Here is a 24,563-nt window from a genome sequence, read left to right as displayed (position 1 = left end):
ACGTTTTTCAAAACCGAATAACAGATAACAACTAACGGTTAACGAAATCTTCATGTCAACCAAATACAAACCGAAATATACCCGAGTAGCGCAGCTGAAAACGGCTTCTGACCTGAAAAACTATTTGGAAGCCGCCAATGTGGATTTGTCATTTGATGAAACATTGCTGCCTCCTGCTGAAAGCCCGTTCAATACGGCTATTCCGTTGAAATCAGGCAAAACCATTGGAAACAGCCTTTGTATTTTACCAATGGAAGGTTGGGACGGAACGTTGGACGGAAAACCGACGGAATTTACCAAAAACCGGTGGATAAAATTCGCAGTAAGCGGAGCTAAGTTGTTGTTTGGATGCGAAGCAGTAGCCGTTTGTCACGAAGGCAAAGCCAATCCAAATCAGTTGGTGATGAATGAGGCTAATTTTGAAGAATTTGTTAACCTTCGTCAACTTATTCTTGATAAGCATACTGAGAAATTCGGCACTACCGACGGCCTCGTCATTGGCTTACAACTCACTCACTCGGGGCGATTTTGTAAACCCAACAGTCACAAAAAATTTGAGTCGAAGATACTTTACGCGCACCCATTCCTGAACCGAAAGTTTGGCATGACGGCCGATTATCCGACGTTGACTGACGAAGAAATTGATGAGATCATCGAAAATTACATCAATGCAGCGGTATTGGCGCAAAAAGCAGGCTTTGATTTTGTAGATGTAAAGCATTGTCACGGGTATTTGGGACATGAGTTTTTGAGCGCGGTAGATCGCCCCGGCAAATACGGCGGCAGTTTTGAGAACCGCACGCGTTATTTACGCAATATCGTCGCAGGAATCCAAAAAGCGGCTCCCGGATTGGAAATCGGTATTCGGGTGAGTGCATTTGACTTTTTGCCTTTCAAAAAAGGACCTGGTGAGCAGGGCGAACCTGAAAAAGCAGAGGTGTATCCCTATGCTTTTGGGGGAAAAAAAAACGGCTTGGGCATTGATCTGGCAGAAACAAAAGCATTTTTTAAATTAGCTCAAAGTTTAGGGATTCAGATGATCTGCATCACCGGCGGCAGCCCTTATTACAATCCGCATTTGATGCGTCCCGCACTCTTCCCGCCTTCTGACGGCTATCAACCGCCTGAAGAGCCATTTGCAGGAGTAAAACGCCAAATTGCTGTGACGGCCGAACTGAAAAAAGCATTTCCTGAATTGGTTATCATCGGTTCCGGCTATTCTTATTTGCAGGAATGGTTACCTAACGTAGCGCAGTATGTTTTGCGAACCGGCATGGCCGACAGCATTGGTTTTGGACGAATGGTGTTGTCTTACCCAACTATGCCTGATGACATGGCGCATGGCCGAACCATGACGCGAAATCTTATTTGCAGAACCTTCTCCGATTGTACTACCGCGCCGCGAAACGGCATTATTTCAGGCTGTTATCCTTTAGATCCGCTTTACAAAAAACGACCGGAAGCGGAGGAATTGAAGGCAGTTAAAGAGAGTTTATAAACATTTACCAACGTCGGCAAGGGTCAAAACTTTGCCGACATTCAGACGGGCATTTACGTAGATTTTGACTCATGGAAACTATAAAGCCTATTAAAACCGAACAAGATTATGAGCTCGCGTTGAAAAAATTAGAAACGATTTTTCATGCAAGACCTAACACTTCGGAGGGTGATGTACTGGAGATTTTGTCTTTACTGGTACATGAATATGAACAAAAGCATCATAAAATAGAGCTTCTCAGCCCGCTTGAGGCTTTGAAATACGAAATGGAAGAACAGGGACTGTCGCAAATAGGGTTAGCCAAACGCGTAGGAATGAGTAAGAGTACGATTTCTGAAATTATCAATGGAAAAAAGCAAATGAGTCTCAATTTTATGAAGTTTTTACACAATGAATTGGGAATTCCGGCGCATATTTTACTGGCTTATTAGATAAAGTTTATGAAAAAAGTAGCATTCGTCACGGGAGGTAGCCGGGGAATTGGTTTGGGAATAGCCGAGCATTTGGCTAAGAAAGGGTTTGATCTGGCGATCAACGGAATGCGTGATGAAGCATCGGTAGACGAAGTGTTGATGCATTTACGACAATTGGGAGCTAAAGTCATTTATTGCCAAGGTGATATTGCCTCGACGGAAGCAAGAACGGCGATGTTGGATAAAATCAAATTGCACTTTGGACGCCTAAATGTATTGGTCAACAACGCCGGCGTAGCACCCAAAGTACGCAATGATATTTTGGAAGCTACCGAAGAAAGCTTTGATTATGTGGTCAATACAAATTTAAAAGGCACTTACTTCCTGACCCAAACGGCGGCCAATTGGATGATTCAACAAAAGGCGCATAATCCTGATTTTGAAGGATGTATTATTACAATTTCTTCGATTTCAGCAACGGTTGCCTCCGTCAATCGTGGAGAATATTGTGTAGCAAAAGCGGGTTTAAGCATGACCACGCAATTGTTCGCGACTCGTTTGGGAGAATATGGCATTCCTGTCTATGAAGTACGGCCCGGCATCATCAAAACCGATATGACTGCCGGGGTGACCGACAAATACGACAAACTCATTGCTGACGGGCTGACCGTCCAACCGCGTTGGGGATACCCCGACGACATCGGCAAAGCCGTAGCTGCCATTGCCGAAGGCGTTTTTCCATATTCAACGGGGCAGGTATTTATGATCGACGGCGGGTTGACATTAGCGAGATTGTAAACAATGTTTCATAAAGCGCCAAGCAGAGTAATTCTTGGAAAAACCTAATTTTAGCCTCAATAAAACAAGTATTTATGCTTCGTTAAGGTCTTACTAAGGGTAGAATACTATCAAACCCTTGGCAAATGAAACACACCCCCTTTTCCCGACGGAAATTCCTGAAAACAGCCGCCTTAGGTACGGCAGCCGTAGGAATCCCTACCATTATCCCCTCCAGTGCCTTTGGTGCCAATGACCGCGTACGCGTAGCCGTGATCGGCGTCAACGGCCGTGGCAAAGACCATATTTCCGGCTTTTCCAAATTAGAAAATGTAGAAGTTGCTACCCTCTGCGATGTTGATAATGTTGTGCTTCAGGAACGCGCTTCCGATTTCGAAAAGAAATACAACAAAAAAGTAAAAACGCAGCAGGATCTGCGCAAGGTCTACGAAGACAAAGACATTGACGCCGTGAGCATTGCAACTCCCAATCACTGGCACGCATTGGCGGCGATCTGGGCGTGTCAGGCCGGCAAAGATGTGTATGTGGAAAAACCTGCCTGTCACAATATTTACGAAGGACGTAAATTGGTGGAAGCTGCTACCAAATACGACCGCATCGTACAACATGGCGTACAGTTGCGCAGCTCGGTAGCAATGCAGGAAGCTATCAAACATCTTCGCGAAGGCCTGATCGGAAACGTGTACATGGCGCGCGCTTTGATCTACAAATGGCGTCCGGATATCGGAAACCAAGGCCCTTCGGCAGTACCTGCCGGCTTGAACTGGGATTTGTGGCAGGGGCCCGCCCAAGCGCGTGAATTCTCTAAAAACTACGTTCATTACAATTGGCACTGGTTTTGGGAATACGGCAACGGTGATATCGGTAACCAAGGCATTCACGAAACGGACTTGGCGCTTTGGGGCTTGGACGTAGGTTTGCCCGAAGAAATTACTTCGACAGGTGGAAAATTCCTTTGGAATGACTGCAAGGAAACGCCCGAAACCCTTACATCAAGCTACATTTATCCAAAACAGAAAAAGATCATTGAAGTAGAAGTTCGCCCTTGGATGACCAACAAAGAGGACGGTGTGGAGGTAGGAAATCTTTTCTACGGCGACAAAGGCTACATGGTCATCAACGGTTATTCAGACTATAAAACCTATTTGGGAAGAGAACGTACGCCCGGTCCGGCTAAGAATGCCGGTGGTGACCACTACAAAAATTTCGTAGATGCTGTACGGGCGCATGATAAGAAAATCCTGAACGGTCCGGTTGAAACGGCGCATTTGGCCGCTTCATTGGCGCACTTGGGTAATATTTCTTATCGTTTGGGACGCACGCTTAAGTTTGACCCAACCAAAGAAACATTTATCAACGACAAACAGGCTAACGCGATGCTTACCCGTAAGTACCGCGCTCCTTATATGGTGCCGGATAAAGTTTAATGATAACCGCAAAACCGGGAAATGTGAAACTGCAAAACCGAAGAACTGAAAAATGTAAAACTGAAAAAGGGAGAAATGTTGAAAAAGCTCAGTGCGATTTATATTTTACCTTGACTCTGTTATTCCCTTTTACATTTATTACGAGTTCGCTTAGCCGGTTTATCGGTTTTACATTTTTCGGTTTTACATTTTTCGGTTTTTCAGTTTAAAATTTCCCCTGTTAAAAATCCCCCTTGTTTTAATAGTTAAGCTTGTATGTCCTCTTCTCCTAAAACTACCCTTCAGTACCTTTTTCAACTTCCCGTTTTGGTGGCCGCTCTGGGCTATTTGGTCGACATGTACGATTTGTTTCTGTTTAGCGTGGTGCGCGTGCCCAGTCTTAAAGCCATTGGTGTAACGGGCGACCAACTATTGCCGCAAGGGCTGTATCTGCTCAATATGCAGTTGGCAGGCTTGCTGGTCGGGGGAGTTGTTTGGGGGATTTTAGGCGATAAAAAAGGGCGGCTATCGGTGCTTTTCGGTTCTATTTTACTGTATTCTTTGGCCAATATTGGCAATGGGATGATCACAAATATGACGCAATATGCCGTACTGCGCTTCATTGCGGGCATTGGTTTGGCAGGGGAGTTAGGGGCCGGGATCACGCTCGTGGCGGAGGTTTTACCCAAGCATTTGCGCGGATACGGCTCAATGATGGTAGCTACGATGGGCGTCTTGGGCGGTGTTTTGGCGTATTTTGTAGCTGATCTGTTTGAATGGCGTATGTCGTATTACGTCGGAGGAGGTTTAGGGCTTTTATTGTTGGTCTTGCGGGTCAATATATTTGAATCCGGACTTTTTGTCAATTTGCGCGACAAAAACATACAGCGCGGTAATATCAGTATGCTTTTAAAACCGCAACGACTTATAAAGTATTTGCTGGCCATATTGGTTGGCGTACCGTTGTGGTTTGTAGTCGGAATTTTGATCACATTTTCTCCCGAATTCGGCATAAGCCATGGTCTGGCCGATCCTATCATTGCCGGTAAAGCTGTTATGCTCGCTTTTACCGGACAAACCTTTGGAGACATTGTAAGCGGGTTTTTGAGTCAACGGCTTCAAAGCCGAAAAAAAGCGATTCGTATCTTTATATTGATGTCGTTTATGTTGATGGTGGTTTACCTCATGGCTCCTATCCAAACCAACACTCAGTTTTATATACTGTGCGTTTGCTTAGGATTTTGCAATGGCTATTGGACGCTTTTTATCATTCTGGCAGCCGAACTTTTTGGTACCAACCTCCGGGCTACGGTAGCCACTACCGTTCCGAATTTTGTGCGCGGTGCTACTATTCCGTTGGGAGCTGCTTTCATTACCCTAAAACCTTCTTTGGGTGTTATCAACGGGGCTTTAGTAATCGGGATTGTGGTTGTCGTTATTTCGTTGGTTGCCCTTCAATTTCTGGAAGAAACGTTTACGAAAGACATGAATTATGAGGAACAGTAGTTAATGACCTTCCAAACAATTAACTTTTAACAAATAACTGCGAATATGAAGAAGTCTGTGTTTTTTCTGAGTGTGATGTTGTGTTGCTTTTTGTCAACTGCTTATGCGCAGCGTTTTGGCAAAACGTTGAAAGATACGCCTGGCGCTGTTTCGTATACCTTTCGGAATGAATTTTCGAAAGATGTACCCGGTACGTTGGATAAAGTAAAAGCCATGGGCATTACCAATATTGAATTTTCAAACCTGTTTGGTAAAACATCCGCTGAACTTCGTGCGTTGCTGGATGAGCGCGGAATGCGGTGCAGCAGTTTGGGCGTGGGCTTTGCCGACTTGACCGACAAATTTGAAACTGTTCTCCAAAATGCCAAAACGTTGGGTGTTGAATTTGTTCGCATCGGTTCGGTACCGCACAAAGGCCCCATGGATGTGGCGTTGGCGCAAAAAACAATTGAAGACTTTAACCGTTTCGGCCAAAAACTCAAAGACAACGGACTGACCTTCTGCTATCATAACCACGGGTTTGAATTTGAGCCGTACGAAAAAGGAACGTATTTTGATTACATTGTTCAAAATACCAATCCTGATGCGGTATTTTTTGAAATGGATGTGGTATGGATGCACCTGCCCGGTCAGAACCCTGCTGAGATGCTCAAAAAATACCCTAAACGGTTTAAGCTTATTCACATGAAAGACCTCAAAATAGGCGTACCGAAAAGCACATCGGGCAGCACTCCCAATGAGAATTGTGTAGTACTCGGAACGGGTCAGATCAACTATCCGGAGATATTGAAAGCTGCTAAAAAATCGGCCATCAAATACTATTATATCGAAGACGAGAACCTTGGCGCCATGCAGCAGGTACCTCAAAGTCTGGCCTATTTGAAGGGCCTTTAATCGGCTGATTTCCTTTTCGACAGAATTTATTACCTTACCGAAGATTTACGTAAAATTTTCGGTAAGGTTTTGTCGTTTTTAAAAAGGATTCTAATTTATGTATCCAAAAGTTGATTGATTTTAGAAATAATGCAGCGTTTGTATGAAAAACCGCGTAAACAACTTTAGCAGATATAGATTTAGAAAAGGCACGAGATTTGAGGTAGGAGGAGTCAAATGGAACCAATGAGAAAAAAGCTGCACATATTTCTTTCAATACTTGGAGGATGGATGCTGTTGTTGTTATCCATCAATACTACGTACGGGCAATTTAAGGTTTCAGGGAAATTATGTATTCCTGATCAGGAATGCCTCAGCGATTCGACAGCATTTACCGATACGCTGTCTACGGCTACCACTTGGCTTTGGAATTTTGGTGATCCCGGTACGGGCGCCGCAAATACTTCCACCAAGCAAAACGCAAAGCATATTTATCAGACACCGGGGCCTTATACCGTAACGCTCACGCGAACAGTAGGTGGCGTTCCGCAAACGGTTACTAAGCAGATCATGATCGGTGTACCGCCGCCGGCATTTCCTAAGTGGAAGCGTGATACCATGATCTGTAAGGAAGATTTGGGAAAACTTATCCTGAATCCGTATCCTTCCAATGCGCCTCCCAATGCGAAATACATGTGGTTTCCGAAGGGAGATACCACGCAAACCCTGCGCGTAGATAGTTCCGGCTGTTATTCTGTAGAAGTAACTTCGGAAAGCGGCTGTACCTATGAAGATAAAATTACCGTCAAAGTATGTTTGGAGCAGTCCAATCAGGAGGGGGCCAAATGGTATTTTGGGAATAACGCAGGGCTTGATTTTTCAGGTGGTAGTCCGCAGGCACTAACCAATGGCCAACTCAGCACACCGGAAGGTTCTTCTTCTATTTCCAACTCTAAAGGTCAATTACTCTTTTATACCGACGGGGTAAAAATTTACAATAAAGATGGGGCAGTCATGCCTTCCAAAGATACTACGGCGTTGGCAGGAAGTCCGAATTCTACCCAATCGGCCCTGATTGTGCCCAAACCTACCTGTCGAGGGTGCGAATACCTTTATTACGTCTTTACTACTTCTGAAATCAACGGACAAAAGAAATTCAGCTACAGCTTGGTGGATATGCGTCGCAACGGCGGAAAAGGAGAGGTGGTAGAAACCAATAATCTTTTGAACGGCAGCACCACGGAGCGGATCGCTTCGGTCAGAAATGATCAGGATTCCACTTACTGGATCGTATCGCACGACTACGGAACGAATAAATTTCGGATCTATCACGCCACCAAAGCAGGGTTGGAAGGACCTAAAGAATATTCGTTGGGGGCTGTTCAGGATACTACGACCAAAGGAGAAGGGTACATGAAATTCTCAACACTTGACAGTACGGGCGTGCGTCGATTGGCGGTAGTTGTGCCGGGACCACCTCGAAATACCGTTGAACTTTATACATTCAGTGATTCAACAGGCAGCCTGTCGGGACCGATGAAAATTGACTTAGGGCCGGCACCGCCCAAAGCCTATGGCGTGGAGTTTTCGCCCGATGGGACGAAAATGTATGTGTCATTGCAGGGAAATGGAACCAATACCCTTTCCCGATTATGGCAGTATGACATTAGTTTAGGGGACTCCTCGCGCATTGCCGATTCCAAAATATTAGTTGACAGTTCGGCCACAAAAGTATACGGAGCGCTACAGATAGGTTCAGATGGAAAGATTTATTTAGCGATCAAAGACAGTCAATACCTGGGTGTTATCAACGAGCCGGATCAAGACTCACAGGATGAAGTGCAGTTTGTTCAAAACGGAATATTTCTGGGAGGAAAATTAAGCCAGTTGGGGTTACCAAACTTTGTTCAAAACTTCACAGAACAGTCTTCCGGTCCGGGATTTACGTATTCAGATACCTGTTCTAATCAAGCCACCAATTTTCAGGCTTCCCCGCTCTGCGATCCCATTAAAGATAGCTATACGTGGAATTTTGGCGATGGTTCGGCACCCTTGAGCGGGAAAGAACAACAGGTACAGCATACCTATAAACTGCCGGGTACTTATACTGTGAGTTTGAGGTTGGTCAACCGATGTAAGGATACCACCATTACTCAACGCCTCACCATCATTGCTACTCCTGACCCTGTTAAACTAAGATCACCCATTGACACCTGCGTCAATCGACTGGTGCTGGATGCGGGGGTACAGGCCGAGGAATACCTCTGGCTTAGGAACGGTGTGCCCTTTGCCCGAACGAAAACCATTACATTGCAACCCAATGGAGGTTCCGGCTCCTATCGGGTATTGGCTGCCAATGGTATAGAAGCACAGTGTATTTCGCAAGGGGCAACCCAAATTACGCTTCGCAGACCTCCTCCTTACACTGTGCCTGATACAAGTTTATGTGTTGGTGGAGGAAGCGTGGTATTGAATGGCAAACCGACGGTAACAAATTGGAATAAATTTCAATGGAGTACGGGCGAAACATCACAAACGATTACCGTGACTCAGCCGGGTATTTATTCGGTACAGGCAACGATCAACGCCGGCTCGCCCCAAGCTTGCGTAAACGAAGACACCATTCAGGTAAGAGCATTACCCAAAGCACGTATCGCCGCTACATTGACACCGCCAACGGGTTGTACCACCAAAGATGGACAAATACTTATTGGAAGCATTACACCCCCAAGTGGTAGCTATACCTTTGAATGGTTTGGCGCAAACAATACGCCGATCCCTACCGCTACCGGAAACACGCTGACAGGTGTAGGGGAAGGAACCTATAAAGTGATGCTTCGCGGAAATCCTGCGGTTTGTGCCACGGATTCATCTTTTGGATTGAAAGCAGTGCGAACCTTAAGACTGCAAACAACGATTGTCAATGCCCGATGTACATTGCCCACTTCAGGGGCCATTAATCTAAATACGCTGGCAGGAACACCGCAGACGTACGTGTGGACGGGAGCTACGGGTACAGGATTGGGGACAAACGCGCCTATTCTTGCCAACTTATTGCCCGGTAAATACAACGTGAAAGTAACGGATGCGGGTGGGTGTGATACTACATTGCGAGACATTACGGTAGGAATTACGCCTGAAAAATTCCTCAGCCTCGGCCCTGATCGTAAGAAGTGTATTGGTGATACAGCCCTGTTGATTCCTGCTTTACCGCTTATTCCCGGCAACCAATACAAATGGAGTACGGGCGATACCACCAACCGCATCAGCGTCTCGCGGGGAGGTACCTATACATTGACCGTAACCAACAAAGTAACAGGTTGTACCGATACCGACGATTTTATATATTCATTAGCTCCGCGCCCTACGTATGATCTGACCAAAGAAGTACCGCTTTGTGACATTGACGATGGCGCAATGGCTACGTTGGCAGTTCGGGGGGGCGCTTCCAACCTGAGTTATTTCTGGTACCACTCTGAAGAACGTACACCGCGTGTTATGGTGAGTTTGGTAGGAGTTTACCGTGTTAGGATCAGCAATCCTGAAGGATGTGAACTCATTGATACCGCGCGGGTAGTAGTACGTTGTGAGCCGCGTATCTATATTCCTGATGCGTTTACACCCAATGGTGACGGAAACAATGATGTGTTAAACGTATACGGTGACCACTTGACTGATTTTGAACTGAAGATATTTAACCGTTGGGGAGAGGTGATCTTTTATACCAACGACATCAATCAAAAATGGGATGGCAGTTATCGCGGAAGTACCTATCCGCCCATGAGCTATCCATACGTAGTTTCATTCAAATCCAAATTCTTCCCTGAACGACCGCGCGAAAGCCAACGAGGGGCGGTGCTGCTTGTGCGATAATGTTTTCACGCAGAGTCGCAAAGAAGCAGAGAAAAAACTTTGCTCCTTTGCGTCTCTGCGTGAATAAATTACCGTTAAGCAACAAAGTTTTTTTCTTTCTCACTCTCTTCGCTTTTTTGTATGAACGAAACCTTTTGTCATGCACGAAAACGAGCTCTCTCAAATTGTTGTAAACGCCTGTTTCAAAATACATACGCAACTCGGTCCGGGGCTTTTTGAGTCTGTTTACGAAGAAATTCTGTATTATGAACTTTTCCAATCCGGACTGGCCATCGAACGTCAAAAAGGCATACCTGTACGGTGGGATAATATAAGGATGGAAGTAGGTTTTCGGGCAGATTTGATTGTTGAAAATAAACTGATCATAGAGCTGAAATCTATAGAATCCATAGCTCCTGTCCATCAAAAACAACTTCAGACGTATCTAAAATTGACGGGATTAAAACTCGGCCTGTTAATAAATTTTAACGTACCTTTGATAAAAGACGGAATTCAACGAATTGTTAATCGGTTATAAATTATACCATGCAAAGTGACGGGTTTTCTTTTGCGTCTTTGCTTCTCTGCTGCTTTGCGTGAATAAGGATTATGCGTCAAGATTACTTAACAGGAACCAAAGAACCTCTTTCTCCAATGGAAAAGGAGATAGACCGGGCATTGCGTCCGCTCTCTTTTGGTGATTTTGCGGGTCAGGATAAAATACTGGAAAACATACGGGTCTTTGTGATTGCCGCCAAGCAGCGCGGCGAAGCCCTTGACCATGTGCTGTTGCATGGGCCTCCGGGGTTGGGAAAAACCACTCTTTCCAATATCATTGCCAATGAATTGGGGGCTACGATGAAAACTTCTTCCGGGCCTATTTTGGACAAGCCAAGCGATCTTGCCGGTTTGCTTACCAACCTGCAACCCAATGATGTATTGTTCATCGACGAAATTCACCGCCTCAATCCCGTTGTAGAAGAATACCTTTACTCGGCCATGGAGGATTATAAAATAGACATCATGCTCGATTCAGGGCCTAATGCGCGCAGTATTCAGATCAGTCTTAACCCATTTACGTTGATTGGCGCTACGACCCGTGCAGGGCTGCTTACCTCACCGCTGAGGGCGCGTTTCGGAATTAATTGTCGCTTGGAATATTATGATTCAAAACTGCTGGCATCTATTGTAAAGCGCTCTTCCGCTATTTTGGGTGCTCCCATTGACGACGAAGGAGCGTATGAGATTGCCCGACGCAGTCGCGGAACCCCGCGTATCGCCAATAATCTTCTGCGCCGTACGCGCGATTTTGCGCAGGTCAAAGGCAGTGGACGAATTACGGTCGAAATCGCAGAAATAGCCCTGAAAGCGCTTGATGTTGATCAAAATGGTCTGGATGAAATGGATATTCGCATTTTGTCCACCATCATCGAAAAATTCAAAGGCGGCCCCGTTGGGCTTTCTACCATTGCTACTGCCTGCGGCGATGAAGCCGAAACCATTGAAGAAGTATATGAGCCGTTTTTGATTCAGGAAGGTTTTATAAAGCGTACTTCGCGTGGTCGTGAAGCTACGGAAAAAGCCTATCGCCATCTTGGAATCGTTCCTAAGTTTCGGACGGGCGATCTATTTCCGGAATAAATAGAGAGAGGCCTTCGTGAATGTGTCACAAAGAGAGGATGTTATCGAACACTATTTCGTTTGATAATATCCTCTCTTTGTAAAAATATATCCCATTCTTCATCAGATTCTTCTCTGAATTATACGGAAGTGCATCGACTAAAAAGGAGTTTATGACGGATTTTAGCCATTGAATGACACTTCAGACGTTATAATTCACATTTCATCCTGATTGCATGTTCGGTTTTTGAGAATATACCACAATTTTGTTACACACTATTTATAAAACAGCATACAGCCATGAACAATCTCGCATCTCTTGTCAATCCATCCGTTTCGTCGGATTATCTTGAATTGGTAAATCTAAAACGTTCATTTTTTATTCCTACCGAAGACGTGATCTTTATCCGTGCCGACGTGAATTATGTACGTATTGTGACCAAAACCGGAAAAGTATTTGTGCAGTCCAAGACCCTCAAAATCTACGAACAATTACTCCGTAAAACGAACTTTGTACGTACGCACAAGTCGTATTTGGTCAATTTTCACCATTTCGCCGATTATCAGATTACCGAAAAAGGCACCTTTATTCAGTTAACAGATGGGAAAAAAGTACCTGTTTCAAAAAGACGTCGGCAATCTGTGCAAACATCCGTTGCGCAAAAACAAAGCGAAATAAACTAGTTTTTTAGCCTTTTGAAGGCATTTTATCGTTTTGCATAAGGCGTTTTTTTAATAAAGATTTGGCAGTTGCCGGAAAAATAACGACCTTTGCGCCTCATTCTGAAATTAAATCATTCGTCATGGCCAGAGTTTGTGAAATTACGGGCAAAAGAACACGGGTTGGTAATAACGTATCGCACGCTAACAATAGAACCAAACGTAAATTCTATCCAAACTTGCAAACAAAGAAGTTTTTTGTACCTTCTTTGAATGAGTGGGTAGAAATTAAATTGGCTACTTCAGCAATTCGCACGATCAATAAAAAAGGTATCGAAGCTGTTTTGAAAGAAGCGGGCGCGTTATAATAAACCGCCGACAAAACCAATCTTTTGCAAAAGACATTAACCCCGCTGCAGCGGGGTTTTTTGTTTTTCTCCTTTCCGAAAATTTTGAACGGGGGCGCCCAGCCTTTCGGGAAGGTGGCAAGAATAATGATTAAAATGGAAGTTTGACGCCCGTTTGAATCATATTCGTACTGCATTTGGCCACTATTTTACCCTCTGCATTATTTATTCGAGCTTCGCAGTGAATGACGTTTTTGCCGGCTCGCACAACGTATGCGTATGCCGTAAGAATGTCTCCAATGCGAGCCGCGTTCAAAAAATCACAATTAAGATTAACCGAAGTGTAGCCATATTCGCGGCCCATTCCAAAGACCATCATGCCGACCAGATCATCCATGATCGCAGCGGCGGCACCGCCATGAAGCGTTCCCATTGGATTGGTCATATCTTGCCGAACCGTTATTTCTACCGTCATTGCGCCATTTTGGACATCTTTTAACGTACCGTTGAGCCAACGCCCCAACGGCGAAGGGCTTTGAATGAGGCTGTTTCCTATTTGTGAACGAAAGAAATCTAATCTCGGATTGTTTTCAGTACTCATTTGTTTCTTGATTTTCAGAGAATTGGGGCGCAAATATAGGAATTAGACCTGAGATAAATACCCCAAATAATTGCCGGCTAAAACAGCACGGTCAAAATTTTCTTTTGCGTAACGGTACCCATTTTGGCCGTGCAGATCGGCCAGTTCAGGATTTGCCAAGTACATACGAATTTTTTTTGCAAAATCAGAAGGGTTTTCGGGTTCAACATACATACCTGCCTGTGCTTCTTCAACCAATTGCCGGGAAACGCCATCAATTGCCATCAAAATTGGCTTTTTGCAAGCCATATAATCAAATGTTTTGTTGGAATAAACAGTTTTGAACGTTTCCACTTTTTTGAGCACGGAAGTACCGGCATCAGATGCCAAAATATAGTTGAATACTTCTTTTTTAGGTACCGAATTTATAAAACGAACGTTAGAAAGCTGACGCCGTTGCGCTTCTGCCATAAGGTCATTTTTCATCATGCCATCACCGATAAGCAGAAATACTACGTTGGTGTCTTTGAGTAATTCAGCAGTGTCGAGTACCTGCACCAAATGATTGGCAACTCCGTGCGCTCCTACGTAGGTCACAACAAATTTACCTTCCAAGTTGTGTTGTTTTCGGAAGGATTGAACGTCAAAAGCAGTCAGCAATTCATCCGAAAGCGAAAAGTCGGCAGCATTGGGAATGAAGATGATTTTATCAGCGGGAACACCCTTCTCGTTCAATAATTTTTCGCGAAAAGCAGGCGTCAGTACGTTGATCAGCTTAGCTTTACGGTAAATAAATTTTTCAAACCAAAAGGCAAATTTGATTAAAATACCACTGGTAAGCACGCCGGTATCAATCGCCGATTCGGGCCAAAGATCGCGTATTTCGAATACGAACGGCGTACGTTTCAAACCGGAAAGTACATAAGCAGTAATGCCCACAAACAGGGGAGGGGAGGTAACTACGATCACATCATACTTGCCTTTTGCATAACGAATTCCACCCCAAATGCTCGAAAAAGTAAAAGAAAAATAAGCCCAAAGGCGCCCGAAAAAACTTTTATTATACGATTCCGAGACATGGCAGCGAACGACCTGAACGCCATCTTTATTGGTTTCAAGAAGGAAATATTTCCGATCATATTTAGCCGGACGATGCCCCATATAATGTACCATGCCTGCCAATACAGTTACTTCATGGCCTGCCGACTGCCAAAAGCGACTCATTTCATTCCAGCGCGACCCCCCGCCGTCATTGTCTTCCAGAAAATATTGATGTATCAGTAAAATTCTCATTGGTAACGCGAAGATAAGCAGTGAGCGAGGTTTTTAGCTATCTATTTTAATACATTTGCACTTCTTAAACCTTTTTCAGCTTTTTGTTTTATGGCGACGCAGCCGACTTTTGCTCCTAAAACAGTACAGGAAATCAGGCCTTCCCGCCGAGGCCCTTTATTAGAGACAGGTTCCCATGTGGCCGTTGTCGGAGCGGGTGCTTTTGGTGGATGGACCGCCCTTTGGCTGCTCTGGTCGGGTTTTCGCGTTACGCTGATCGATGCCTGGGGCCCCGGCAATTCGCGCGCAAGTTCGGGTGATGAAACACGTGTCATTCGTTCCACTTACGGGGCTAACGAGACCTATTTTAACCTCAACGTGCGCGCTATTGAGTTATGGCGTGAACAGCAGCAACGTTGGAACAAATCATTGTTTTTCAATTCGGGAGTGCTGTGGTTTTGTTACGAAGAAGCCCCCGAAATGATTGAGGCAACGTTACCTTTTATGAAGAATCACGGAATGGAATACACCTATTTTACTCCTGAGGAAGCCATAAAGCGTTACCCTCACATCAATACCAACGATTTGCACCATTTGGTGCTTGACCCTTACGGCGGATACCTCAAAGCCCGCGAAAGTTGTCAGGCAGTCAATGAAGTATTTGTGCGTGGGGGTGGAATATACCTCAATAAACTGGCCAAACCCAATCCATTGGCCAATGGTCGTCTGGGATCATTGGCACTTTCCGACGGGACAGAACTGAAAGCTGATGCGTATGTTTTTGCGTGCGGACCTTGGCTGGGAAAATTATTTCCCGAAATCTTGGGTGATATCATTACCTGCACCAAACAGGAAGCTTACTATTTAGGCGTCCCGGCCAATTATACGCACCTTTTTGATACAATGCCCGCTTGGATCGACTTAGATGGTGAAGATTTTTATTACGGGATTCCCGGCAATGCCTATCGGGGATTCAAGATAGGTGTAGATAAACGGGGCGAATCATTTGATCCTACCACGGGGGAACGGATTTTTAATCAAGAGGTACTGGCAAAGGCGCGGGCTTTTATGGCTCATCGTTTTCCTGCCTTGCAAAATGCGCCGTTGGTCGAAAGTCGCGTTTGTCCGTACGAAAATTCAGCTGATGGGAATTTTATCTTGGATACGCACCCCGAAGCAGAAAATTGTTGGTTTTTGGGCGGTGGTTCCGGGCACGGGTTCAAACACGGTCCGGCATTGGGTGAAATGGCTGCCGAGATCATCAGCGGCAAACGGGATTTGGAAGAATTATTCAGAATGAGATAAAACCAATGAACGAACATCATGAATGGATGCGCCGAGCCATTGAAGTGGCTCGCGCAGGAATGGAAAGCGATAAGGGCGGGCCCTTTGGGGCGGTGATTGTTCGCAACGGAAAAATGGTTGCCGAAGGCTGTAATCAAACCAAATCTACTAACGATCCGACGGCGCACGCCGAAGTAACCGCGATTCGGGTGGCGTGTCAAAAAGAAGGCACAGTTCGATTGGATAACTGCATCATTTATACTTCCTGCGAGCCGTGTCCGATGTGCTTGGGAGCCATATATTGGGCAGGAATCAGCAAAATTTACTACGCGTGTACCAAAGATGATGCTGCCGACGCTCATTTTGACGATGCCTTTATCTACCGCGAATTGAATACTCCAAAGTCCGAACGCCAACTTCCTCTGGAAAATTGCCTGCGCGAAGAAGCCCTGAAAGTGTTTGAGGCTTGGCAGATTAAGCTTGGTAGTTAATTTTTTTCACGCAGAGACGCCGCGGAGCAAAGTTTTCGCGTCTTTTGCTCCGCGGCGTCTCTGCGTGAAAAAAAGCACTAAAAATTAAGCGGATCGAGATTCTTGAAGTGCCCGTTCAATTTGATGCGCTCTTTGGTTTTTTCCATGTCGGCCATAACGGGAATGACTTTGTTGAGATGGCGCAGCAAAAAACGTTGGCGTTCGGTTTCTGAATCAATCGTCAATACCTGATATTCTTCTTCCTGCGAAAGGCCCACTTTGTGTGCTACCTGATACGAAAACGGATACTGTGAACTATCAAAATCGACCTGTGTTTGGAGAATCGTATACAGGCGATCAAGTTGCAGCAAAAGTTCGGAAATAACGCCTTCAGGCGATTCGGTTTCTTCCACAAACGTTACCTTACCGCCGGAGTATAATTTGTTGGGAACGGGATTTTGGAATGTTAATACGCGAAATGCCCGCAATCCTTTGGTTTTAATATCCATGCGCCCGTCGTCGTAGCGTTTGGACACATTTATGATCTTCATCTCTGTACCATACCCCGGCAATTTATTATTGATGAAAGCCGGTATCCCAAACGATTTTTGTTCGTCGATGCATTCATTGATTAATTGCTGGTACCGTTGTTCAAAAATGTGCAGGTTAAGATTCTCGGTAGGGTACGCTACCAAATTTAAAGGGAAAAAAGGGAGAAAGCTTTCCATATACTTGTGGGTACTCAGTAGCTGTAGCGTTTGTGTATATTGGACTACTTCGAATTAACAACTTCTTTTTCAACACTTATGCCCATGCTCAATATCTCAGGTAACGGATCCTGACGCATGTATTGGCGAATTTTGAAGGTATATTTTCCCTTGCGTGGAAAACGATAACTTTTGAGGGCCATTATTTTATGATCGAACAAGTCGCCCAAGCCATCACCCAAAGGTTTACCGCTTTTTTCGTCCATCAAAATCAATTCATTTAACGCCTCATTGATAATTTTCTTTCGGTCGTTCAGTAAAAAACGCTTTACGTATAGGTTATAGTAAGGATACCCAATGCTGTTGCGCACCAGATAGTAGACGTTATAGGTCTGCGTGGTATCGGTGATCTCGAAGGTAAACGAAGGTTCGTTTTTTACGTACCACTGCCCGTCTTCAATGTCTTCGTGATCTTTATACTCAGAATTGGAATCACAACCTGCTATGGTAATAAGCAGCGATAAAACAAGTAAGAAAGCAGGCATTTGAGCAGTAAAGCGGCGAAACAAATCCATAGTATCAGGTACCGGTTAAAAAATTATCCTAAAATCTTGAGTTTTCGACGAATCTTCAAAGGTATTGAATCGCGCTCTACGACCAAAATTCCGGCAAAGTATACTATGCATAACGCCAGATGATAGGGAAATGATACCCATATGTTGGAGATTGTTATCCATGAAGAAAGATAGATCAATGCAGCGGCACTTCCTATGTAACCCACTATCGATGTGAGTTGGTAAGGCACCGGATAATATTTTTCTCCCAACCAATAACACAGCCCGCACATGACTATGCTCGAAGCCAAAAAAGCCCAGGCACAGCCCATGTAGCCCATGATTGGAATCAAAACAATATTAAGTCCGACGGTCAAAACCGCACCTGCTGTGGTGATCAAAGTGCCGAATTGGGTTTTGTCAGTGAGCTTGAACCAAAATGCCTGATTATAATAAACACCCAAAAACAAATTCGCCAACAGTAAAATCGGAACCACCGAAAGCCCCACGCGGTAGGCTTTGGACAACATATAATGCCCGATAATGTCTACATTTAGACTAACACCCACCCACAGAACTACACAGACGATCACGAACCATTTCATAACCAAGGCTAACAGTTTTGGGGCATTCTTATCTTCTGCCTGAGAGAAAAAGAACGGGTCAGCGGCGTATTTGAAGGACTGCACGGCCAATGACATGAACACGGATAATTTGTAGCAACTCCCATAAATGCCCAAAGCATCCTTAGAGGTCAGATTAGTATAGAATCCTGCGGGTAGTAAGTGGCGTAAAAACCAGCGGTCGGCCATCTGATTGACGGTTCCTGCCAAGCCCAAGATCAAAATTGGATACGCATAGACCCACATTTCGTTAAAAATAGGCCCTTTCCAAGTGACTTTAAATCCTTTGAAGGCATCTTTAAGTAAAAATAAAAAGCAGGCGTTAGCAATCAAATTGGCGATAAAAATATAACCGGGACCAATTTCAGGGCGGTACAAAAACGCGCCCAGCGGTTGTAACGAAGGCAGGTATTTTCCCAGTGCAATATCCCGACAAAGCAGCAAAAAGAAAACATTGAGCAAGACGTTGATAACAATGTTAATGATTTTGATTTTAACAAACTGTCGGGCTTTTTTCTCCAAACGCAATCGTGCAAACGGAATAGCCACAATGGCATCAATGGCGACGATGATAGACAAATAAACAATGTTTTGGGATTCGCCCGGGTAATCAAGCAAATCGCTCAGTTGCGGAGCAAAGACAATCAAAAACCCGGAAAATACAATGCTCACCAACGAAATGGCGGTGAGTGCTTGGTTAAAATAATCCTGACGGTGTTGGGGCGAACGGTTGGCAAACCGGAAAAAAGCCGTTTCCATGCCGAAGGTATAAATTACATTGAACAGCGCGATCCAACTGAACAGTTCGGTATTGGATGATAACTCTCCCGGCCGTAAAAAAACGTACGTATGCAGCGGCACTAAAAACCAATAAATGACCCTGCCCAGTATGCTGCTTACACCATAAAGTGCCGTTTCGCCGGCTAATTTTTTAAGAACACTCATGCGGTAAATTGATAATTGACGGTTAGTGGTCCATCATAAATCGGGAATCAAAGATAGAGGGCTTTTGCGGTGTGGAAAAATGGAATGTAAATTTTTGCCAATTAATGGGAACTCATCAATGGTTTAATGTGCTTAATTTAAAGTTGTAAATGTAATTCCAACCGCGGCGAAAGGCTCGCAAATCAGAATATGCCAACTCTCTTAGATTTTGTCGGAAATACTCCTCTTGTCGAACTGACACGCATGAATCCCAATCCAAAGGTAAAAATATACGGTAAACTGGAAGGGCACAATCCCGGCGGCAGCGTTAAGGACCGGGCAGCTTACAGCATGATCAAAGGGGCAGTGGAACGTAATGAAATAAAACCCGGCATAAAACTGATCGAAGCCACGAGTGGCAATACCGGCATTGCGTTGGCAATGATCGCGCGTCTATATGGCATTGAAATTGAGCTAACCATGCCCAAAAATTCCACTCGTGAGCGCGTGCTGACCATGGAAGCCTTTGGCGCCAAAGTGATATTGACCGAAACCATCGAATCGGCCCGCGACTATGCCGACGCAAAAGTAGCCGAAGGCGGATACATCATGTTAAATCAATTTGCCAATCCCGACAATTATCTGGCGCATTATCGCACCACCGGTCCTGAAATTTGGCGAGATACCGAAGGGCAAATTACGCACTTTGTGTCGTCGATGGGAACGACAGGCACCATCATGGGAACATCCATGTATTTGAAAGAACAAAATCCCGGTATTCAAATTGTAGGCTGCCAACCCACCGATGGCTCCAGTATTCCGGGAATACGAAAGTGGCCAATCGAGTATTTGCCTAAGATTTTTGACGCGTCGAGGGTGGATAGAGTAATGGAAGTATCGCAGGCGGAGGCGACTCAAAAAGCGCGTGATCTGGCAAAAATCGAAGGAATATTTGCGGGAATGAGCAGCGGTGGCGCGGCTCACTCGGCACTCCAACTGGCGCAGGAACTGGAAGAAGGCGTAATCGTCTTTATCGTATGCGACCGTGGCGACCGGTATTTGTCCAGTGAATTGTTTGGGTAACCGCAGTTGCTCGCGAGACGCGAGTAACTATTATCAATAGGCTTCCAGCCTATTTTTTTGTTTAGGCCTGAGGCCTATTAATAGCCGTTACTCGCGGGACGCGAGCGACGGCATGATTACTGCTTTTTAATAAACGCAATCAAATCTGCCATTTCCTGAATACTGATGGCATTTTCGAGACCGTTGGGCATAATAGACTGCTCGGCTTTCTGCATTTTGGCAATGTCTTTTTTCTGAATCACACTTACGGTGCCGCCCATTTCGCGGATGGATACGTTATTGGTATTTTCCTGCGCGATGATACCTGCAATGACGCTGCCGTTTTTGAGTTCCAACGTCCAAAGATCATACATATCGGCAATCGAATTGTTTGGATTAATGATTTCGGTCAATACAGAAGTGGCATTCCTGCTTCGTAAGGTAGAGAGGTCAGGGCCAAAGTTCACTCCTTTCACGCCTTCAATTTGATGGCAGGAAGCGCAGTTCTTTTCAAATACGACTTGGCCCTTCGGCTGACTTCCTTTCAGTGCCAATGCCTGCATATAATTTTGCAAAACCGCTTTTCGGTCTTCATTTACAGCTAATACTTTTCGGGCATACGTTCGAATAGCTACATCATAATAATTCATTAATCGCACCATTTGCGGCCAACCCAATACCGACTTTTCCAGCTCTTTTGTCTCAATGGCTTTCAGCAGTAAATTTATTCTTTCAGGGTTTGACAGAAAAACATTGACGGCTTCTTTTTTCAGGGCAGGGGGGAAGTGATGAATCTCTTTCAATATAAACCGGCAAGCCTGAGCATCAGCCGTTTTGCCTAATGCTTTCAACGCTGCCGACAGTACGATTTCCGGTTCTTTTTGAGTTAGAAGTTGTTGGAACATCGGTGTTAGCTCATTGGAGTTCGACATTGAAAGCAGAAAAATAGCGTGCGCTTTGAATGCGTCAACGTTGTTTTCCTGTGAAAGAGAATTGATTGCCGCTTTAGCCTGCACCAGTTTTTCCTCTAATAATTTACCTTTAGGTAAACCCGCAACCTCCAATAACCTCAATGAAGCTATCCGAAATTCGGAAGACGCAGCAAAAGAGAAATTGGCTAACAACTTTTCTTTTTCGGGTTCAGATAAAAGAGATACCCCTTTCCCTTTTTGATACTGCCAACGTTTGGTGATGCCGTTGAGTGCTGCGGCCTTCCAGCCATCTGTGCCGGGAGTTTCACTCATGATTTTTTGCATCATTTCCGAGAAGCCTGCTTTGTTTTCTCCACCGGAAATAGTCGACGCTAAATTGGAAATGAATTCACTTGTTTCGGGCGTTGGTCTTTTCGTAAATTCCGTAATGGCTGCCTCAAAAATCCGGTTTTCTTTTCCGGCAAAAGAAGCGATGCCGGCAAGGCCTGCCCAACGATCGTGCATATCTCTTTTTAAAATTTCCAAACGCGCCTTTTCTGATTCAGCCGATTTTAGTAAACCCAGCGTATTCAGCAACTGAAAACGAACTTTGGCGCTTTCGTCGTTTTGGAGGGCAATCAATTCAGGGATCAAATCTTTCCCGAAAGCACTGTTCAACCGATTTTCTGCCACGCGAATACCGTTTTCCCGTACGCCGGCTGTTTTGTTTCTCAGCGCCTGAACAATGTCGTCTTTTTCAATGCTTTTCATTCCGTCCAGCAACCAAAGTGCATGTGCCTGTGCTTCGGGGCGTTGGCTTTTGGTCATTAGTGCGCGCAATGCCGGAACGGCCTCTTTGGCTTGTCGATGCAGCAGCAGTCGTTGCGCAGTGCGGCGGTACCAACTGTTGTCACTGTCGAGTAATTTTGCCAATTCTGTAGCCGATTTCTTAGAGAGGTTCAATTTCCCTAACCAATTCATTGGCAATCCTTTGTTGGGAACAATGCGATAGATCCGCCCCTTATCTGTGCCATTGTACAACGCTCCGGATTGGGTAATCTCATCCGACATCCATTCCGGATGTTCTATGATTTGACGGTAATAATCAATGACATACAACGCACCGTCAGGGCCAACGTAAAAATTGACGGGCCGAAACCACGCATCTTTTGACGCCAAAAACTCCGATTTTTCGTTGAGACGACTCGCTATAAAACTTGATCCAGCGTCTTTGACAATGTCGGCATGAACAAGATTATGCACAGGTTCGGCAATGAACGTTACGTTATCAAATTTTTCTCCAAAGGCACGGCCTCCGTACCAAGTTATGCCGCAGGAAGACGTAATAACGCCAGCATCGGTCAACAGTTGATGATTGGGAGTCTCGGTGGTCGGGTATATTTCGGCGGCTTCGCCGTGGTCGGAGATGTTTTGTGTGGCGTTGGGAACGAGCAGTATCGGATTGTTTTTCAGGTAATTATTCGCCAATACTTCATGGTAAATATGGTTAGCATTGCTCGTGTAGAAATGATGCCCCCAAGCGTCCATGGTATGACCGTATTGTGTACGGCCTGATAATTCTTCGAGTTCATAGGTATCTGGTTTAAACCGTACAGCTTTCCCGTTGGCATTGGGGTCTAAATGGGGAGCAGATGGGTTGCCGGGAAAAACAATGTCAGTGCCTTTGTCGCCGAATTCTTTTTTGAAAACAAAAGGGGTTACGGCCCCTTCGTGTCCGAGATAGATCCAATTGTCTAACTCAAAGCGCGGAGTATTGAGGTTATGTTGGGGATTGGACAGCGCAAAACCCGACAGTATTTTGTTACGGACATCTGCTTTGCCGTCGTTATTGGTATCTTCCAGGTAAAGCACGTCGGGTGCATCAGTGACGATGAAGCCGTTTTTCCAACGCATAATTCCCGTAGGTAATTTCAAATTATCAGCAAAAACGATGCTTTTATCAGGGTAGCCGTCGTTGTTGGTATCTTTCAATAATTTTACCTTACCCGAACCGCTCAGGTTCAGTGGATAGCCGTGCATTTCTACGACATACATATCTCCGTTTTCATCTACTTCCATGGCTACGGGATCGGCAATAAGCGGCTCGGCGGTAACCATTTCCACGGTAAACCCTTCCATCACCCGTAACGATTCCAATGCTTTTTGATGCTCGGCTGAAAGCTTCGGAGGAGCGGTTTGTCGATACGAAAAAAACGTCAGTAAAGAAATGAGTGCAACATAACGCATGATGAAACGGCTTTTATGGTAAGTTGAACCGGAACGAACGAGGAAAATCTGATACCGGAAATCACTTTCTTTTTCCCTGAACGTACTCAGCAATAGTTCCGATAGGAGCGATCCAGACGCCGTTGGCAGGATTTTGGGCGTATTCGCACAACTTCCGCAGCATAGAAGCGCGCGTGGTTTGATTGCCCGTTTCGCCCACTTCATGACCGGCCAACACTACCCAATGCCCTGTTTTCTTCGCATTTTCGATAATGGGCAACAGCTGTTCAAAATCTTTATTATCCATTTCCATTCCCGTCAATTGGGCCATATCGCAGAAAGAAGGGTCATTAGGGCCTTCGTCGAGCCAGCCACGGCCTACCGAAAACAGTTCAGCAATGACCGGGATATAGCTTTTGGTAGTGATGCCTCGTCCTACAAACGTTTGGCCACAGGGGTAGGCAAATACTTTTGGCGTAATCCCTAACTGTTCTTCAATCGCTTTATTTGTGCGAACCAATTCGCTTTTCATTTTTTCGAGCGTGTATTCTTCGAGCGCGTTGGGTTTTGCCCACGGAAAATTACCGCTGCACGGGTGTTTTTCAGAGTGATTGCCGATTTCATGTCCGATTGCAATGGCCTTTTTCCACGCATCAAGGCGTTTACTCACACTTGAGGTCAACACAAAAAAGGTCGCTTTTACGCCGTACTCATCAAGCAATTTGGTTCCTACATCTACCTGACTAAAGCGGGCATCATCAAAGCTGAGACTGAGCGCAACGCTTTTCTCTTCGGGCCAGAAAGCAGGAGCAGCTGCAGATTGAGCCAAACTCAAATGATTCATCGCTAACGCAATTACGAGCGCAGACAGATAGGATAAGCGTTTCATGAAGAAGGGAATTGGGTTTTCTTAGAAAAGAAGAGGCGCCCGGAAATTACTTGGTTTTGAAGCTAAAATGTTGGTATAACAAAATCAC

21 protein-coding genes are annotated in these 24,563 nt (G+C 45.1%); 14 read left to right on the top strand and 7 right to left on the bottom strand.

All coding sequences use genetic code 11. The features are described 5' to 3' along the window. Positions 1–52 precede the first annotated feature (52 nt). From ACQY73_RS14660 to rpmB, 11 genes are all read left to right on the top strand, one after another. On the top strand, positions 53–1,498 hold the full coding sequence (locus ACQY73_RS14660; RefSeq protein WP_428667327.1) for an NADH:flavin oxidoreductase: 1,446 nt from the start codon (positions 53–55) through the stop codon (positions 1,496–1,498). 71 nt (positions 1,499–1,569) lie between these two features. Beyond that, positions 1,570–1,929 (top strand): helix-turn-helix domain-containing protein, encoded by a 360-nt coding sequence (locus ACQY73_RS14655; RefSeq protein ID WP_428667325.1) that lies wholly within the window; start codon positions 1,570–1,572, stop codon positions 1,927–1,929. A 9-nt stretch (positions 1,930–1,938) separates the two neighbouring features. Next, the gene (locus ACQY73_RS14650; protein ID WP_428667323.1) at positions 1,939–2,709 is read left to right on the top strand and encodes a 3-ketoacyl-ACP reductase; all 771 of its coding nucleotides are present in this window, start codon (positions 1,939–1,941) and stop codon (positions 2,707–2,709) included. Between the two features lie 125 nt (positions 2,710–2,834). Beyond that, positions 2,835–4,136 carry a Gfo/Idh/MocA family oxidoreductase gene (locus ACQY73_RS14645; protein ID WP_428667321.1) on the top strand — a complete coding sequence of 434 codons (1,302 nt, stop codon included), beginning with the start codon at positions 2,835–2,837 and terminating at the stop codon, positions 4,134–4,136. Positions 4,137–4,391: 255 nt separating this feature from the next. Beyond that, on the top strand, positions 4,392–5,621 hold the full coding sequence (locus tag ACQY73_RS14640; RefSeq protein WP_428667319.1) for an MFS transporter: 1,230 nt from the start codon (positions 4,392–4,394) through the stop codon (positions 5,619–5,621). A 45-nt stretch (positions 5,622–5,666) separates the two neighbouring features. Continuing rightward, positions 5,667–6,515 carry a sugar phosphate isomerase/epimerase family protein gene (locus tag ACQY73_RS14635; protein WP_428667317.1) on the top strand — a complete coding sequence of 283 codons (849 nt, stop codon included), beginning with the start codon at positions 5,667–5,669 and terminating at the stop codon, positions 6,513–6,515. Between the two features lie 225 nt (positions 6,516–6,740). Next, on the top strand, positions 6,741–10,367 hold the full coding sequence (locus tag ACQY73_RS14630) for a PKD domain-containing protein (protein ID WP_428667315.1): 3,627 nt from the start codon (positions 6,741–6,743) through the stop codon (positions 10,365–10,367). 139 nt (positions 10,368–10,506) lie between these two features. Next, entirely contained in the window at positions 10,507–10,884 is a 378-nt protein-coding gene (locus ACQY73_RS14625) for a GxxExxY protein (protein WP_428667313.1), read from the top strand. A gap of 71 nt (positions 10,885–10,955) precedes the next feature. After that, the gene (gene ruvB / locus ACQY73_RS14620) at positions 10,956–11,987 is read left to right on the top strand and encodes a Holliday junction branch migration DNA helicase RuvB (RefSeq protein WP_428667311.1); all 1,032 of its coding nucleotides are present in this window, start codon (positions 10,956–10,958) and stop codon (positions 11,985–11,987) included. 279 nt (positions 11,988–12,266) lie between these two features. Beyond that, on the top strand, positions 12,267–12,650 hold the full coding sequence (locus ACQY73_RS14615; protein WP_428667309.1) for a LytTR family DNA-binding domain-containing protein: 384 nt from the start codon (positions 12,267–12,269) through the stop codon (positions 12,648–12,650). Positions 12,651–12,769: 119 nt separating this feature from the next. Beyond that, positions 12,770–12,994, top strand: a complete 225-nt coding sequence (gene rpmB, locus ACQY73_RS14610; RefSeq protein WP_428667307.1) for a 50S ribosomal protein L28 — start codon at positions 12,770–12,772, stop codon at positions 12,992–12,994. Between the two features lie 130 nt (positions 12,995–13,124). Here rpmB and ACQY73_RS14605 read toward each other — a convergent pair whose 3' ends face one another. Beyond that, positions 13,125–13,574, bottom strand: coding sequence for a PaaI family thioesterase (locus ACQY73_RS14605; protein ID WP_428667305.1), 450 nt, complete (start codon positions 13,572–13,574; stop codon positions 13,125–13,127). Between the two features lie 42 nt (positions 13,575–13,616). Next, positions 13,617–14,846: a glycosyltransferase family 4 protein gene (locus ACQY73_RS14600; RefSeq protein ID WP_428667303.1), complete on the bottom strand. Its 1,230-nt coding sequence runs from the start codon at positions 14,844–14,846 to the stop codon at positions 13,617–13,619. A gap of 90 nt (positions 14,847–14,936) precedes the next feature. Here ACQY73_RS14600 and ACQY73_RS14595 point away from each other — a divergent pair, with 90 nt between their 5' ends. Both ACQY73_RS14595 and ACQY73_RS14590 read left to right on the top strand, forming a co-directional pair. Next, entirely contained in the window at positions 14,937–16,130 is a 1,194-nt protein-coding gene (locus tag ACQY73_RS14595; protein ID WP_428667301.1) for an NAD(P)/FAD-dependent oxidoreductase, read from the top strand. A 5-nt stretch (positions 16,131–16,135) separates the two neighbouring features. Beyond that, the gene (locus tag ACQY73_RS14590) at positions 16,136–16,600 is read left to right on the top strand and encodes a nucleoside deaminase (RefSeq protein ID WP_428667299.1); all 465 of its coding nucleotides are present in this window, start codon (positions 16,136–16,138) and stop codon (positions 16,598–16,600) included. A 77-nt stretch (positions 16,601–16,677) separates the two neighbouring features. On the opposite strand, the gene ACQY73_RS14585 is transcribed toward ACQY73_RS14590, so the two are convergent. Genes ACQY73_RS14585 through ACQY73_RS14575 form a run of 3 tightly spaced genes read right to left on the bottom strand, consistent with a single transcriptional unit; the run spans position 16,678 to position 19,408 of the window. After that, a complete protein-coding gene (locus ACQY73_RS14585) occupies positions 16,678–17,307 on the bottom strand; it encodes an LON peptidase substrate-binding domain-containing protein (RefSeq protein WP_428667297.1) in 630 nt (209 codons plus the stop codon). A gap of 44 nt (positions 17,308–17,351) precedes the next feature. Beyond that, positions 17,352–17,861 carry a gliding motility lipoprotein GldH gene (locus tag ACQY73_RS14580; protein WP_428667295.1) on the bottom strand — a complete coding sequence of 170 codons (510 nt, stop codon included), beginning with the start codon at positions 17,859–17,861 and terminating at the stop codon, positions 17,352–17,354. 23 nt (positions 17,862–17,884) lie between these two features. Then, positions 17,885–19,408, bottom strand: coding sequence for a polysaccharide biosynthesis C-terminal domain-containing protein (locus ACQY73_RS14575; protein WP_428667293.1), 1,524 nt, complete (start codon positions 19,406–19,408; stop codon positions 17,885–17,887). A 189-nt stretch (positions 19,409–19,597) separates the two neighbouring features. On the opposite strand from ACQY73_RS14575, the gene cysM reads away from it, so the two are divergent. After that, positions 19,598–20,470, top strand: a complete 873-nt coding sequence (cysM, locus tag ACQY73_RS14570) for a cysteine synthase CysM (RefSeq protein WP_428667291.1) — start codon at positions 19,598–19,600, stop codon at positions 20,468–20,470. Positions 20,471–20,586: 116 nt separating this feature from the next. Here the strand turns inward: cysM and ACQY73_RS14565 are convergent, their stop codons facing one another. Together ACQY73_RS14565 and ACQY73_RS14560 are read right to left on the bottom strand one after the other, a co-directional pair. Then, on the bottom strand, positions 20,587–23,607 hold the full coding sequence (locus ACQY73_RS14565) for a PVC-type heme-binding CxxCH protein (RefSeq protein ID WP_428667289.1): 3,021 nt from the start codon (positions 23,605–23,607) through the stop codon (positions 20,587–20,589). Positions 23,608–23,668: 61 nt separating this feature from the next. After that, entirely contained in the window at positions 23,669–24,475 is an 807-nt protein-coding gene (locus tag ACQY73_RS14560; RefSeq protein WP_428667287.1) for a polysaccharide deacetylase family protein, read from the bottom strand. Between the last annotated feature and the right edge of the window lie 88 nt (positions 24,476–24,563).

This window comes from Runella sp., from assembly GCF_965279615.1.
GTDB lineage: Bacteria > Bacteroidota > Bacteroidia > Cytophagales > Spirosomataceae > Runella.
The sequence above is the reverse complement of the archived record's forward strand: the minus strand, read 5'-3'. Positions and strand labels throughout refer to the sequence as shown.